General features: G+C 64.6%; 14 protein-coding genes. 4 read left to right on the top strand and 10 right to left on the bottom strand.

The features are described 5' to 3' along the window. Nucleotides 1-89 precede the first annotated feature (89 nt). From ccoP to B5V03_RS19170, 6 genes are all read right to left on the bottom strand, one after another. The gene (ccoP, locus tag B5V03_RS19195) at nt 90-965 is read right to left on the bottom strand and encodes a cytochrome-c oxidase, cbb3-type subunit III (RefSeq protein ID WP_129271962.1); all 876 of its coding nucleotides are present in this window, start codon (nt 963-965) and stop codon (nt 90-92) included. Between the two features lie 6 nt (nt 966-971). Continuing rightward, on the bottom strand, nt 972-1,136 hold the full coding sequence (locus tag B5V03_RS19190) for a CcoQ/FixQ family Cbb3-type cytochrome c oxidase assembly chaperone (protein WP_015687703.1): 165 nt from the start codon (nt 1,134-1,136) through the stop codon (nt 972-974). Nucleotides 1,137-1,148: 12 nt separating this feature from the next. Beyond that, nucleotides 1,149-1,883 carry a cytochrome-c oxidase, cbb3-type subunit II gene (gene ccoO / locus B5V03_RS19185; protein ID WP_129271961.1) on the bottom strand — a complete coding sequence of 245 codons (735 nt, stop codon included), beginning with the start codon at nt 1,881-1,883 and terminating at the stop codon, nt 1,149-1,151. Between the two features lie 10 nt (nt 1,884-1,893). Next, nucleotides 1,894-3,543: a cytochrome-c oxidase, cbb3-type subunit I gene (gene ccoN / locus B5V03_RS19180; protein ID WP_129271960.1), complete on the bottom strand. Its 1,650-nt coding sequence runs from the start codon at nt 3,541-3,543 to the stop codon at nt 1,894-1,896. 299 nt (nt 3,544-3,842) lie between these two features. Continuing rightward, a complete protein-coding gene (locus B5V03_RS19175; RefSeq protein WP_129271959.1) occupies nt 3,843-4,268 on the bottom strand; it encodes a CBS domain-containing protein in 426 nt (141 codons plus the stop codon). A gap of 26 nt (nt 4,269-4,294) precedes the next feature. Continuing rightward, nucleotides 4,295-5,128, bottom strand: a complete 834-nt coding sequence (locus tag B5V03_RS19170) for a universal stress protein (RefSeq protein WP_129271958.1) — start codon at nt 5,126-5,128, stop codon at nt 4,295-4,297. A gap of 202 nt (nt 5,129-5,330) precedes the next feature. Here B5V03_RS19170 and fixL point away from each other — a divergent pair, with 202 nt between their 5' ends. The 4 genes from fixL (at nt 5,331) to B5V03_RS19150 (ending at nt 8,835) form a co-directional block, all read left to right on the top strand. Then, nucleotides 5,331-6,848, top strand: coding sequence for a sensor protein FixL (gene fixL, locus B5V03_RS19165; RefSeq protein ID WP_129271957.1), 1,518 nt, complete (start codon nt 5,331-5,333; stop codon nt 6,846-6,848). Between the two features lie 3 nt (nt 6,849-6,851). Further along, the gene (gene fixJ / locus B5V03_RS19160; protein WP_129271956.1) at nt 6,852-7,469 is read left to right on the top strand and encodes a response regulator FixJ; all 618 of its coding nucleotides are present in this window, start codon (nt 6,852-6,854) and stop codon (nt 7,467-7,469) included. Between the two features lie 73 nt (nt 7,470-7,542). Next, the gene (locus B5V03_RS19155; protein ID WP_129271955.1) at nt 7,543-7,971 is read left to right on the top strand and encodes a response regulator; all 429 of its coding nucleotides are present in this window, start codon (nt 7,543-7,545) and stop codon (nt 7,969-7,971) included. Between the two features lie 153 nt (nt 7,972-8,124). Further along, nucleotides 8,125-8,835, top strand: a complete 711-nt coding sequence (locus B5V03_RS19150) for a helix-turn-helix domain-containing protein (RefSeq protein WP_164988125.1) — start codon at nt 8,125-8,127, stop codon at nt 8,833-8,835. 36 nt (nt 8,836-8,871) lie between these two features. Here the strand turns inward: B5V03_RS19150 and B5V03_RS19145 are convergent, their stop codons facing one another. Genes B5V03_RS19145 through B5V03_RS19130 form a run of 4 tightly spaced genes read right to left on the bottom strand, consistent with a single transcriptional unit; the run spans nt 8,872 to nt 14,787 of the window. Continuing rightward, nucleotides 8,872-10,182: an MFS transporter gene (locus B5V03_RS19145; protein ID WP_129271953.1), complete on the bottom strand. Its 1,311-nt coding sequence runs from the start codon at nt 10,180-10,182 to the stop codon at nt 8,872-8,874. 23 nt (nt 10,183-10,205) lie between these two features. Next, the gene (locus B5V03_RS19140) at nt 10,206-10,742 is read right to left on the bottom strand and encodes a PRC-barrel domain-containing protein (protein WP_164988124.1); all 537 of its coding nucleotides are present in this window, start codon (nt 10,740-10,742) and stop codon (nt 10,206-10,208) included. A 19-nt stretch (nt 10,743-10,761) separates the two neighbouring features. After that, a complete protein-coding gene (locus B5V03_RS19135) occupies nt 10,762-12,966 on the bottom strand; it encodes an amylo-alpha-1,6-glucosidase (RefSeq protein WP_129271952.1) in 2,205 nt (734 codons plus the stop codon). Between the two features lie 57 nt (nt 12,967-13,023). Further along, nucleotides 13,024-14,787 carry an ABC transporter ATP-binding protein gene (locus B5V03_RS19130; RefSeq protein ID WP_129271951.1) on the bottom strand — a complete coding sequence of 588 codons (1,764 nt, stop codon included), beginning with the start codon at nt 14,785-14,787 and terminating at the stop codon, nt 13,024-13,026. Nucleotides 14,788-14,858: the final 71 nt, after the last annotated feature.

Below are 14,858 nucleotides of genomic sequence, written 5' to 3'. Positions count from 1 at the left end.
GCGATTAAACCTAGACCCGACGCGAGCGCGTCAGTTGATCCAGCTCAAACGGGGGCACTTTTGTTCGCCCCCGCCCGTCCCGATATCCGCTACTTGCCACCGCCCAGCGAGTGGACATAGACCGCCATCGCCTTGATGGTGGCGGGGTCGAGCCGCCCTTCCCAGGCCGGCATCACACCGGCGCGGCCCTGGCTGATGGTCTCGATCAGCGTCGCCTCGTCCGAGCCGTAGAGCCAGATCTTGTCGGTCAGGTTGGGTGCGCCCATCTCCGAATTGCCCTTGCCGCCGTCGCCATGGCAGGCGACGCAATTCTCCGCAAAAATCTTCTCGCCCTTGGCGGCGTCATAGCCCTTGCGGGTCGGAAGGCCCGACAATGCGCGGACATAATTGGCGACCGTGACGATCTCATCCGCCTTCAGCACGCCGTCCTTGCCGAAGGCGAGCATCTGGCCCTCATGCGCCTTGGCGTGGCCGGAGCGCGCGCCATACTGGATGGTCTGCATGATCTGGTCGAGCGTGCCGCCCCACAGCCAGTCGTCGTCGTTCAGGTTCGGAAACCCCTTGGCACCGGCGCCGCCGGAGCCGTGGCACGGTGCGCAATTGTCGCCGAACACGGTCTTGCCCTTGGCGCGGGCGAGCGCCAGCAAGGCCGGGTCCTTCTCGATGTCGGCGAGCGGCGCCGCCGCCAACGCCACCATCTTCTCGCCGCGGACAGACTCGAGATTGGCGAGCTCCACACCGAGGCTGGCGCGCGTCGAATAGCCGAACAGGCCGGTTGTATTGCTCGAGATCAGCGGCCAGGCGGGATAGACGATCCAGTAGCCGATCGACCAGATGATGGTGAGGTAGAAGGAGATCACCCACCAGCGCGGCAGCGGGGTGTTGAGCTCCTTGATCCCGTCCCATTCATGTCCGGTCGTGGACTTGCCGGTGACGGAATCAAATTCGCCATGATGATCGGTCATGATGTCTTACTCCTCCCGCAGCGGCAGGTGGGCTGCTTCGTCGAAGGCGGCCTTGTTGCGGGGCCAGAACGCGTAGGCGATGATCGCGAGAAAGATCGCGACGAACACCGGCGTCCAGATCGTGGTCACGAGACCGGACGCGAGATTGTCGAGTGTCAGGATGGCTTTCATCGTGATGCCTTCTCAGCGAAGATTGGCTTTCTCGTTGTAGATCTTGAAGTCGACCAGCGTGCCGAGCATCTGCAGGTACGCGATCAGCGCGTCCATCTCGGTCGGCGTGCCGGGCTTGCCGTCGAAATTGCGCACGACGGCCTTGGCGTAGCGCTTGGTGAAGGCATCGCTTCCGGCATTGTCGGGATCGGCCTGCGCCTTCATGTCGGCACCGGCGTTGACGATCTGGTCGTCGGTGTAGGGCGTGCCGATCGCCTTGAGCGTCTTCATATGGTCGGCGATCGTATCGGAGTCGACCTCTGTTGCGCTGAGGAACGGATAGCCCGGCATTACCGACTGCGGCACGATCGCGCGCGGGTTGGTCAGATGGGTGACGTGCCAGTCGTCGGAGTATTTTGCGCCGACGCGGGCAAGGTCGGGACCAGTGCGCTTCGAGCCCCACTGGAACGGGTGGTCGTACATGCTCTCGGCGGCGAGCGAGAAATGGCCGTAGCGCTCGACCTCGTCACGCAGCGGCCGGATCATCTGCGAATGGCAGAGATAGCAGCCTTCGCGGACATAGACGTTGCGTCCCGCGAGCTCCAGGGGCGTGTACGGCCTGACGCCGTCGACCGCCTCGATCGTGCTCTTGAGGTAGAACAGCGGCGTGATCTCGACGAGACCGCCGATCGCGATCACCAGCAAAATGCCGACGATCAGGATGATCGAGTTCTTTTCGAAGATTTGGTGGCGTGTCCAGAACGACATGGAAAGCTCCTCATTCCGCCGGCTGAAGCGCGACGGGCATCTGGACTTCCTGCTCGCCGACGCGAACGGTCATCCAGAGATTGTAGGCCATGATCAGCGCGCCGATCAGGAACAGCCCGCCGCCGGCGGCGCGGATGATGTAGAAGGGATGCATCGCCTCGACGCTCTCGATGAAGGAATATTCGAGGAAGCCGAGCGAGGTGTAGGCACGCCACATCAGGCCCTGCAGGATGCCGGACACCCACATCGCCGAGATGTAGAGCACGATGCCGAGCGTCGCGATCCAGAAGTGCCAGTTGACGAGTTTCAGGCTGTAGAGTTCTTTGCGATTCCAGGCCCACGGCACCAGGCAATAGAGTGCGCCGAAGGAGACGAAGCCGACCCAGCCGAGCGCACCCGAGTGCACGTGGCCGATGGTCCAGTCGGTGTAGTGGCTGAGCGAGTTCACCACCTTGATCGACATCATCGGGCCCTCGAAGGTCGACATGCCGTAGAAGGCGACCGAGACCACGAGCATGCGCAGCACGGGATCGGTGCGCAGTTTGTCCCAGGCACCCGACAGCGTCATCAGGCCGTTGATCATGCCGCCCCAGGAGGGCATCCACAGCATGATCGAGAAGGTCATGCCAAGCGTCTGCGTCCAGTCCGGCAGCGCCGTGTAGTGCAGATGGTGCGGACCTGCCCAGATGTAGAGGAAGATCAGCGCCCAGAAATGGATGATCGACAGGCGGTAGGAATAGATCGGCCGCTCGGCGCGCTTCGGGATGAAGTAGTACATGATGGCGAGGAAGCCGGCGGTGAGGAAGAAGCCGACCGCGTTATGGCCGTACCACCACTGGAACATCGCATCCTGGATGCCGCCCCAGGCGACATAGGATTTCGAGCCGAACGCCGAGACCGGAAGCGCCGGATTGTTGCCGAGATGCAGGACCGCGATCGTCACGATGAAGGCGAGATAGAACCAGTTCGCGACGAAGATGTGCGGCTCCTTGCGCTTGATGATGGTGGCGAGAAAGACCAGCAGGTAGGTGACCCAGACGATGGTCAGCCAGAGGTCGGCATACCATTCCGGCTCGGCATATTCCTTCGACTGGGTGACGCCGAGCAGATAGCCCGTACCGGCGACCAGGATGAAGAAGTTGTAGCCGACCACGACGAACCAGGGCGCGAGATCGCCGGCAAGGCGAACGCGGCACGACTTCTGCACGACGTAGAACGACGTCGCGATCAGCACATTGCCGCCGAAGGCGAAGATCACCGCGGAGGTGTGCAGCGGACGCAGACGGCCAAAACTGGTCCAGGGCAGGTCGAAGTTCAGCGCCGGCCAGGCCAGCTGCGAGGCGATGATGAGGCCGACCAGGAAGCCGGCAATGCCCCAGAACATCGCCATGACAGAGGAGAACTTGATAGGGCCCATATTGTAGTTGGGGCGGCCGTTGATCTCTGCCGGCGGCAGCGCCGTCGGGCGATCGAAGTAGCGGTTGACGATGCAGAACACCGCAGCGAGGCTCGCCACAGCGCTCAGCGCGGCATGGAAGGCGAAGGGTGTATCGACCGCCTTGGCCGCGGCGATCACGCAAAGGAAGGCGGTGACCGCGAACACGACAGCCAGGCCGCTTTCGCCTGTCGTCATGGTTTTGGAGATGGAGGGCTGGCTCATCGCGGATTCTCTCTCGAAAAGAACACGCCGCCAGAAACCACATTCACCCTCGCGGGGAATTGATTGAAATCAAGGGAGATGGATTTCGGTTCATGTGCGGCTGCCAGTTGAAGTGCCCTCTCGCCTTGCGGGAGAGGGCAGCGAGGACAGTGCGGCAAACTCACGTGGGTGATGGGTATCTCTCCGCGAGTCCAGAATCGTAGGGTGGGCAAGGCGCACTTGCGCCGTGCCCACCATCTATCCAACACCGCGACAGAAATGGTGGGCACGCTTCGCTTTGCCCACCCTACGGCACTGCCTCAGTCGCTCGCCGTCGCCTTCAGCGCCTTGATGACGTCCTCGCGGGCGATGATTCCGACCAGGTTCTGCGCGCCGTCGAGCACGATGATGCTCCTGATGCGGTGCTCGACCATGATCTGGAGCACGCGTGTCAGCCGCGTGTCGGGACTGACATAGATGAACTCCGGCGTCATGACGTCGCCGATCTTGCGGCTCATCAGGTCGTGATAGTGCGGCAGCATCTGGCTCGGCGTGAAGGCGAAGCATTTGAGGATGTCGAACTTGGTGACGATGCCGACCACCTGCCCGTCGTCCTCGACCGGATAGGAGTTGAAATCGTCACGCTCGAACATCTCGCTGAGCGCGAGCATGTCGAGGTCGCGCGCGACCGTCCTGACGTTGCGCGTCATGTAGCCGTCGACGGTCTGTTCAAGAAATTTGTACATGGCGCGTCCTCATCGATTCCTCGTGCTCAGTGCGACAGCAGCACGCAGCGGGCGGATTGCGTAACCAGGTACTCGGTGACGCCGCCGAGGATCAGCTCGCTGAATCGCGAATGACCGTAGGCGCCCGCGACGACCAGGCCCGCCCCGACATCGCCGGCAACAATCTCCAATTGCTCGGCGGCGCTCTGGTTCCAGACCGCCTCGCAGACGCGCGCGGTCGCGGTGACGCCGTGCCGGGCGAGCCATGCGGCCACGTCGGTGATATCAGCCATCACCGCCGAATGGTCGTGGTCGTCCTCCGGGATTTCGACGACGGTGACGTCCCTCGCCTTGCGCAGCATCGGCAGCGCATCCGCGACGGCCCGCCGCGCCTCCGCGGTGTCTTTCCACGCCACGAGCACGCTGCGCAGATCGAGCCAGTTGACATTGTCCGGCACGACCAGGATCGGCCGGCCGGCCTGCATCACCAGGTCCTTGGGGCTTGCAAATGCGAAGGCATCGGACAATACCGTGCTCTGGCCGCCGCTGACGATGATGTCGGCGCAGCGCGCCTGCGCCGCAACGAACCGCGCCGGAAAATCCATGGCGCAGCGCCAGTCCACATGGCCGCCGCGATTTCGGGTCGCAGCGCGGAATTGCGCCTCCAGCCCGGCAAGGCGACGCTTGACCGAGGCCTCGCCCCGATCGATCAGCCCCTGCGCCTCGGCGCCGTCGGTGAAATAGAGCGGCGGGGCGAACTGCGCCGCGGCGACCCCGACGATCCCCGCGTCGAATCGTTCGGCGAGTTCGCCCGCGACCTGAAGACGCGCCTCGTTGGGCTGACCGAGCGCCAGGCTGACCATCACGGTGGCGTATGTCATCGGGACTCTCCGGGCAATGAACCGCCGCGGAATTTAGCCCCGCCGGCGCAGGGCAGGATGAGATAGATCAAATCGCCCGGCCGCGTCGCGGGAAATTCGCCAGCGGAATCAGACATCCCAACTTGCCTCCGGCACGGCCATGGGCGAAATTGCCGCCACGTTCGCGGCACCGGACTGGCCGCAGGAGAATGGGAGCAATAGCTTGTCGCCGACCCGCGTAACGCATCCGCCAGACGACGGTCGGGGCGAGCATTTCCGGGTCCGGATCGAAGGATTCGGCGTCGGCACGTGGGATCTCGACCTCACGACGCGGGAGCTTGACTGGTCGGAGACCGCGGGAGCTTTGCTCGGCGTCGAGCGAAATCAGCCCGCAAGCTACGAGGTTTTCCTGTCACGCCTCGGGCCTGAGGACCGCGAGCGAGTCGAGAGCGCGATCAAGCGCGTCTCCGAACGTGGTGGCGGCCTGGACGTGTCCTTCAGGGTCGGGGGCACCTCCGGCAGAGGGCAATGGATTCGCGCCCGGGCGGGGGTCATTCGCGACGACGCCGGCTCCGCGCGTCATCTCAGCGGCATCTTCCTCGATATCGACGAGGAGAAGCAGGTGGAGGAAGCGCTGCGCACGCGCGAGACCCACCTCCGCTCCATCCTCCACACCATTCCCGATGCCATGATCGTCATCGACGGCCACGGCATCATGCAGCTGTTCAGCACGGCGGCCGAGCGCCTGTTCGGCTGGTCCGAGCAGGAAGCGATCGGCCAGAACGTCAGCATCCTGATGCCGGAGCCCGACCGCACCCGTCACGACAGCTACATCGCGCGCTATCGCACGACCCACGATCCGCACATCATCGGGATCGGTCGCATCGTGACCGGCAAGCGCCGTGACGGCACCACCTTCCCGATGCATCTGTCGATCGGCGAGATGCAGTCCGGCGGCGAGCCCTATTTCACCGGCTTCGTCCGCGACCTCACCGAACACCAGCAGACCCAGGCCCGGCTGCAGGAGTTGCAGTCCGAGCTCGTCCATGTCTCGCGGCTGACCGCGATGGGCGAAATGGCGTCCGCGCTCGCGCACGAGATCAACCAGCCCTTAGCGGCGATCAGCAATTACATGAAGGGATCGCGGCGGCTGCTGGCCGGCAGCACCGATCCCAACACGCTGAAGATCGAAAGCGCGATGGATCGCGCGGCGGAGCAAGCCTTGCGCGCGGGCCAGATCATCCGGCGCCTGCGCGACTTCGTCTCCCGCGGCGAATCCGAGAAGCGGGTCGAGAGCCTGTCCAAGCTGATCGAGGAGGCCGGCGCGCTCGGGCTTGCCGGTGCGCGCGAGCAGAACGTGCAGCTCCGTTTCAGCCTCGATCCGGACGCCGATCTCGTCCTCGCCGACCGCGTGCAGATCCAGCAGGTGCTGGTCAATCTGTTCCGCAACGCGCTGGAAGCGATGGCGCAATCCAGGAGTCGCGAGCTCGTCGTCGCCAACAAACGCATCAGTGACGACATGATCGAGGTCGAGGTCTCCGATACCGGCTCCGGTTTCCAGGACGACGTCATTCCAAACCTGTTCCAGACCTTCTTCACCACCAAAGACACCGGCATGGGCGTGGGATTGTCGATCAGCCGCTCGATCATCGAAGCTCACGGCGGCCGCATGTGGGCCGAGAGCAACGCATCGGGCGGCGCGACATTCCGCTTCACTCTTCCGGCAGCCGACGAGAACTGATCAATGACGACCAAGGGCCATGTCTACGTCATCGATGACGACGCCGCGATGCGGGACTCGCTGAACTTCCTGCTGGAGTCCTGCGGCTTCGGCGTCACGCTGTTCGACAACGCGCAAGCCTTCCTCGACGCCCTGCCCGGCCTCGCCTTCGGCTGCGTCGTCTCCGACGTGCGCATGCCCGGCCTCGACGGCATCGAGCTGTTGAAGCGCATGAAGGCGCAGCAAAGCCCGTTCCCGATCCTGATCATGACCGGACATGGCGACGTGCCGCTCGCGGTCGAGGCGATGAAGTTGGGCGCGGTCGACTTTCTCGAAAAGCCGTTCGAGGACGACCGCCTCACCGCCATGATCGAGAGCGCGATCCGCCAGGCCGAGCCCGCGGCCAAGAACGAGGCCATCACGCAGGATATCGCCGCCCGCGTCGCCTCCTTGAGTCCCAGGGAGCATCAGGTCATGGAGGGGCTCATCGCGGGCCTCTCCAACAAGCTGATCGCCAGGGAATACGACATCAGTCCGCGCACCATCGAAGTGTACCGGGCCAATGTCATGACCAAGATGCAGGCGGGCAGCCTCTCGGAACTGGTCCGGCTGGCGATGCGGGCCGGCATGCTGGGAGATTGAGGCAAATCGGCTTGGGGCAGATCGGCTTGAGGCAAGTCAAGGCCGTTGCGTCCGCCTGTGTTAGCCAATCAGGATGATCGAAATCAGCTCGCACCATCAGCAGCTGCCAATGGCGCCATCGGCAAAGCCCACCGTCTACGTGGTCGACGACGATGCCGCCGTGCTGGGATCCCTGCGATTCCTGCTGGAGACCGACGGCTACGACGTGCGGACCTTCCGGAACGCCGCGGCACTGCTGAATGCTGCCGGCGAGCCCGGCGCCGACTGCTACGTGATCGACTACAAGATGCCCGACATTAACGGCATCGAGCTGGCCGGCCGGCTGCGCCAGTCCGACGAGGACACGCCCGTGATCCTGATCACGGGCTATCCCGACGGGAACATCTCGGCCCGGGCGGCCGCCGCGGGCGTCAAAGACGTGATTTTGAAGCCGCTGCTCGACGAAAGCCTGGCAAAATCCATTCGCCACGCCATCCAGGGCAAGTTATCCGCACGAAGTTAACTTCGTAGCCCGACTGGAGCGCAGCGCAATCCGGGCTACGCGTTCCCTCACCTACGGGGTTATACGTAGGTAAACCTCCCTAAGATATCGCGCGAAATTTTCGAAGCACCCGTTACCGCGTACCAAAGCGTCATCACAACGGAGATGGCGCAGATGCTGACCCAGACGCTCAACACCCAGGCGATCAACACGCAAGTTCGTGGCAAGATCGCACCTGCTCATCCCCCTGCCCATCCCGTCTCCGACCAGTTCGGCGCGATCACCGGTCATGCCGGCCTCGTCGCCACCGAGTTCTCCTACCGCAAGGACGAGGAGATCTATGGCGAGGACGAGCCAGCCGAATATGTCTACCAGGTCGTGTCAGGCGCGGTGCGCAGCTACAAGCTTCTCTCCGACGGCCGCCGCCAGATCGGCGCCTTCCATCTACCCGGCGACGTGTTCGGCCTCGAATCCGGCCCCACTCACCGCCTTGCCGCTGAAGCCATCATCGACACCCATGTGCGCCTCGTGAAGCGCGCGAGCCTTGAGAAGGCCGCCGGCACCGACGTGCTGGTCGCCCGCAAGCTCTGGGCGATGACGGCTGGCGAGCTGCGCCACGCCGAAGACCACATGCTGCTGCTGGGCCGCAAGACCGCGATGGAGCGCGTTGCGACCTTCCTGCTCGAAATGGACCGCCGCCTCGCCGTCGCCGGCATGATGGCGCTGCCGATGTGCCGCCGCGACATCGGCGACTATCTCGGCCTCACGCTGGAAACCGTGTCGCGCGCGCTGTCGCAGCTTCACGCCCAGGGAATTCTGGGATTCTCCGGCGCACGCCAGATCGTGCTGCGCAACCGGGCGCGCCTGCACCATCTCGACGCCTGATCTTTCGTTCCGCCCACTTTGGCCGGCTGACTTCATTCAGCCGGCCATTTGTTTTGTTACGACCATGCCCGTGCGCCGCGTCTCCGGCATCACCAGCAGAATCAGAAGAAACCCCGTCGCAGCAATGCTCGCCAGCCCGACGAAGGCCGTGGCATTGCCGAACTTGTCGCTGACATAGCCGCCGAGCGCGGTGCTCAGCGACGCACCGATGCCCGTTGCCGTGCCGACGATCCCCTGCGCCAAATTGAAGTGGCCGCTGCCGAACGCGACGTCGGCCACGATCAGCGGGATCATCACCGCGAACACCGCGGCAGTGAAACCGTCGAACACCTGCACCAGCACCAGCAGATAGGGATCGCGCACGGTTGCAAACAGGACGCCGCGGATCGTCAGCGCGGCGAACCCGATCAGCAGCAGCGGACGCCGGCCCCAGAGTTGCGCCTTGCGTCCAACTGAAGGGGATAGCAGCGCCACGATCGCCTGCGGCACGACGATGCAAAAGGCAACGAGCACCGTCGCCCATTGGCTCGACCGCGCGGTCACGGCGCTTGCCATCAGCGGCATCATCGCGGCGTTCGCCAATTGCAACAGCAAGACACTCAGCGCAAAAACGATCAGCGGCTTTTGCCGGATCAAATGCCAGATATTAGTATCGCCACGGTCCTCCGCCTCGCGCGGCATCGCGCCGTGGCAGCGCGCGATATCCACCTCCTCCTCGCGAATCCGCGACAGCGCGATCAGGGTCGGGATCGCCAGCAGGAAGGTGACCAGGAACACCGAGCGACTCGACAGCAGATAGCCGGCGGTGCCCATCACCGCGGCGGCCACGCCGTTGCCGAGCGATGCAAAGCGCGCATTGCGGCCGAGCCGTTCGCCGATCGCGAAAGGACCGACGAGACCAAGGCTGATCGCCGCGATCGCAGGCCCCAGCACGCAACTGGCCGCCGCATGCAGCGTGGCAGCCGCCACGACGACCGGGAAGATCGGCATCGCCGCATAGGCCAACGCGCAACCGCCGATCGTCACGATGGCGAGGGCCGCGACCAGCCGCTCGGATTTCGCGGCATCGATGATGGCACCGCCCGGCATCTGCCCGATCAGTGCGACGATGCCGCCGATCGACAGCACCAGGCCGATCTCGACCTGGGTCCATTTCTGCGTCGTGAGATAAACCGCGATGAAGGGACCGAACCCGGTCTGCACATCAGCAAGGAAAAAGATGAACCAGTCGAGACCGCGCAGGCTTTGGCGCGACGGCGCCGGCATGCCCGCAGGCGGCGGCGCGGCGACGTTGTCCTTTTCAACGCGCCTGTCGCGATCTGCACGGTTCGGCTTCGACAAGAGCACAGGCGGTCAGCCCTCCCCGCACCTCACTGGATCGCTTGCAGCGGCTGCAGGCTGCCGGACGCGCCGAGCACGACCATCGGCGTGTCTTCCTTGTATTCCGGCGCGGCCGCGACCTGCGCCTTCGTCAGTTCCAGCGTGATGCTGTCCTTCTTGTTGACAATCTTGCCGAACCGCATGGCGTTCCAATCCACCACGATCTTGCGGCTGCCGACGCCGAGGAAGCCGCCGAAATCGATCACAGCGGCGCGCACATGGCCGGTGCGGTCGACGACAACGTCGACGATGCGGCCCATGTCCTCATCAGCGGCGCTGCGCACATCGCGGCCAAGCACGCCATGGGCATCGCTTGCGCCGATGATCGTCACCGACGGCGGCGGCGCGGCATCCTTCGGTGTGACAGGCACGGTCGAGGCCGGCGGCTGCACCGTTGCCGGTGCGTTCGCTTCGCTCGGGGGCGTCGTCGGGGCTACCGCAGGCGGCTCCTCGGCCGCGCGCGATACGGCGATCGTCAAGCCCGCTACGGTTGCCAAGCTCAGGATCAACGCTCCGATCGTACGCATGGTCCCTCCTTGCGCGCAGCTAGCGCGCCAGCACGATCGACACCTGGATCTGGCCACGCGTCCGCAGCACTTCCAGCGCCACGTCGTCGCCGTGGCGGCTGACGCGCAGATCCACGGCGGATTCGCCGAGGCGCAGATCGCGCAGGATGACCTCGTTCAGGAAGGCCGGCAGATGCGGGTTGCGCAGGCGGATCTCGCAGCGCGCCACGTCGAACTCGATACCGAGCGCCGCCTCCAGCAAGGTGAATGGCGTCGCGCTGGCCCAGGCCTGCGGGGCGCAGGCGACGGGGTAGAGCGTCGGGCCGCGCCGCTTCTCGCGCCGGAAGCCGCAGAACAATTCGGGCAACCGGCGCAGATCCATGTAGCTGGCGGCGTCGAACAGCCCCTTGAAGACATGCGCCACCGAATGTTTGAGGCCGTAGCGCGCAAGCCCGAGCGCGATCAGCGCATTGTCGTGCGGCCAGATCGAGCCGTCATGATAGGACATCGGATTGTAGCGCACCTCGCCCACAGCGACGGTGCGGATGCCCCAGCCCGAGAAGAAATGCGGCTGCATCAGATCGGCGGCGACGAGACGGGCGCGGTCCTCCCGGATCATGCCGCTGAACAGCACCTGCCCCGCGTTGGATGTCCGCACCTTGCAGGGCCGCTTCTTGCCGTCGAGCGCGAGCGCATAGGTGCCGAGCTCCTCGCACCAGAACGCCTTCTCGAAGCGCTCGGCGAGCGCCTTGGCCTCGGCCTCGAGCTTGCGCACGGACTCCGGCTTGCCGAGCCGCAGTGCGCAACGCGCGGCGAGCTGCTTGGCCATATAGACGTAGCCCTGAACCTCCGCGAGCGCGATATTGCCTTCCGCGAGCCGGCCGTCGGCATGGAAGATCGCGTCATAGGAATCCTTCCAGCCCTGGTTGGCGAGCCCCTTCTCGGTGGCGCGCTGATATTCGACGAACCCGTCATTATCAGGGTCGCCGGGGCCGTCGATCCACGCCAGCCCCGCCTCGATGGCGGGCCACAACTCCATCAACGTCTCTACGTCGCCCGTGCGTTCGAAATAGCTTCCGGCGAGCAGCACGAACAACGCCGTGGAATCCACGCTGCCGTAATATTGCGAGAACGGCACCTCGCGCAGCGCCGCCATTTCGCCGCCGCGCATCTCGTGGAGGATCTTTCCGGGCGCGGCGTCGGCGAGCGGATCGACCGCACTCGCCTGGAAATGCGCCAGCCGCCTGAGCACGCCCTTGGCGACGCGCGGATCGACCCACAGCATCTGGAGCGCGGTGATCAGCCCGTCGCGCCCGAACGTCGTCGAATACCAGGGAATGCCAGCATAGGGATAACGGCCCTGCGGCGTTTCCGTCATCAGCATGTTGAGGTCGGCCATGGCCTGGCACAGCACCTCGTTGAAGATGTTGTTGGAGGTCTCGATGCTGGCCGCTCCGATCGTCGACTGCCGCATCTCGCGGCGATGGGCGAGCAGGCCCCTGAAAAAGCGCGCAGGCCTCTCTTCGAGCGGCCGGTTGCAGGACGCAGCCACGAACAGCGATTTCGACTCGTGTGGGTCCAGCTCGAGTTGCCAGGTCGCCGCGTTGACCGAAAGCCGGGTGGGGCGCGGATCGAAATGCAGGCCTGTCGTGCGCTGGGCATCGTCGAGGCCGCGATACTCGAACAGCACGTCGGTCGGACCGAGCAGCTTGCTGGCGCCGGTGCCGCGGCGCGGGCGCCGCTCGCCGCGAACTTCGAACAGATCGGCAAAATCGTTGTCGAACAGCAGCGTCAGTTCGAAGCTGGCGCGCCGGTCGCCGTGGTTCTGCACGCCGATGCGCTGATAGGCGGTGCCGCGCCACAGGAAGATCGTGCGCACGATGTGCAGCAGGTCCTTTTGCAGCACGAGGCTGCCCTGACGGTAGATGTCGGGGTTGGTGAGATCGACGGTCAGCGCCGAATTGTCGTCACGCAGGTTCGAGCCGAGCAGCAGCGGCTGGAGATCGTTCAGGACAAGCTCGAGCCGCGCCAGGTAGCGCGTGTCGTAGTTGAACAGCCCATCGGGACCGCCGGCAGACGCGCCGATGTCCCCGTGGCTGTCGAGCACGATGAAGGTATCGTCATGCTTGAGCGACCGGCGCGGCCGGGCAGCAGGACCGGTCATCGGGATATAGAACGGCTGCTCCGCGACCTGCTCCACGGTCCGCGCCACGGAGACGAATTTGGTGACGACTTCGGCTGCCATGAGCGGCTCCCCTGCTCCTGTTTCGAGACGCGACCAACGCTAACGCGACTGTTGGGTTTACGCGGCGGCTTGCGCGAGCCGGCTCATTTCCTGCGTCACCAGCTCGCGGTAGGGCCCGTGGCCCTGCATCAGACGCTCGGGCGAGCCGTCCTCGATGATCTTACCACCCTTCAACACGATCACACGATCGAAATTGCGCAGCGTCGCAAGCCGGTGCGCGATCGCGATCACGGTGCGGCCACGCATCAGCCGCGACAGCGCCTCGCGGATCGCCTCCTCGGATTCGCTGTCGAGCGCGGCTGTTGCCTCGTCGAGCAGCAGGATCGGCGCGTCCTTCAGGAAGGCGCGCGCGATCGCGATGCGCTGGCGCTGGCCGCCTGACATCTTGACACCGCGGTCGCCGACCATGGTGTCGAGGCCCTCCGGCAGGCTGTCGATGAAATCGCAGCGCGCCGCAATCGCCGCGCGCAACACCTCATCGTCGGTGGCGTTCGGCCGGCCGTAACGGATGTTCTCGCGGATGGAGCGATGGAACAAGGAAATGTCCTGCGGCACGACCGAGATCGCCTCGCGCAGGCTCAGCTGCGTCACCATCGCGATGTCCTGGCCGTCGACAGTCACGCTACCCTCGTCCGGATCGTAGAAGCGCTGAAGCAGTGTGAACAGCGTCGACTTGCCGCCACCGGACTGGCCGACCAGTCCGACGCGCTGGCCGGGCTGGAGCCGCAGGCTGAAGCGCTCGAAGATCTTCTCGCCGCCGGGATAGCCGAACGTGACGTTGTTGAACGCGATCGCGGCGCCGCTCTTCACCAGCGGCTCGGCCTCGGGGTGGTCGCGCAATTCATGCGGAATCAAAAGCGTCGCGATGGCCTCGGTCAGCCGCGCGACATGCTGGGTGACGTCGACCAGCGCCACCGCAAGATCGCGCGTCGCATTGAGGATGGACAGGCCCAGCGTGCAGACCAGCACGACGTCACCCGTGGTCGCCTCGCCCTGCTGCCATAGCGTGATCGCCCAGGCCATCAGCGCCACCGTCAGGACCACGGTCACGCCGGCGTGAATGAGCCGCAGCTTCTCCAGATAGCGCAGGCTGCGCCCGCGCGCGGTGAGTTCCCGGTTCACCGTCGCATCGAACCGTTCGTGCTCGTGGCTGATGCCGCAGAAGGCACGGACCAGCGGCATGTTGCTGATGACGTCGATCATCTCGCCGTCGACGACGGCGGCCTTGTCGGCGAAGTCGTCATGCAGCGGCTTGCCGGCCGCAGCGAGCCGGAACATCGCCGCCACCATGCCGCCCGCAATCACGATCAGGCCGAGCGCCATATAGGGACTGACGGTTCCAATCAGCCCGATGGCCGCAACCGTGGCGATGCACGGCGGCAACACGTTCCAGACGAACATGTTCTCGACCGTGAACACGGCGTTGGATGTCGCGGTAATGCGGCTGGTGAGCATGCCCGGCATCCGGTCCGAGAAATAGCTCGGCGCATGCCCGGTCAGATGTCGAAAGATGTCGCGGCGCAAATCGCCCGTGACCCGAACGAAAGTGAAGCTCGCCGTCCAGCTCGCGACCCGCCACAAGAAGTTGTCAGCCGCGATCAGTGACATGAGCAGAATGAATGCCAGCCATACGCTGGCGCCATGCGAGGTTCCCGCGGACAGACTGTCGACCAGCGATTTGACGCCATACTGCGTGCCCACGGAGCAGGCAACGGCTGCAACGACAGCGCTCAGGATCACGAGATGCGATGCCAAACGGCGGCGGAGATAGCGCAAGACAAAGGCAAATGGCCTGCGCGCGTATCCAGAAAGATGATCCATGTAGCTGCGAACCCCGTTATGCTTTCAATTTTCTTAGCTGTCGACTGAACATCGACTTTCTTGGCTGTCGA

It is taken from the genome of Bradyrhizobium betae (genome assembly GCF_004123905.1).
Classification (GTDB): Bacteria; Pseudomonadota; Alphaproteobacteria; order Rhizobiales; family Xanthobacteraceae; genus Bradyrhizobium; species Bradyrhizobium betae_A.
Note: the sequence above shows the minus strand (reverse complement) of the source record. Positions and strands in the feature narration are given on the sequence as shown.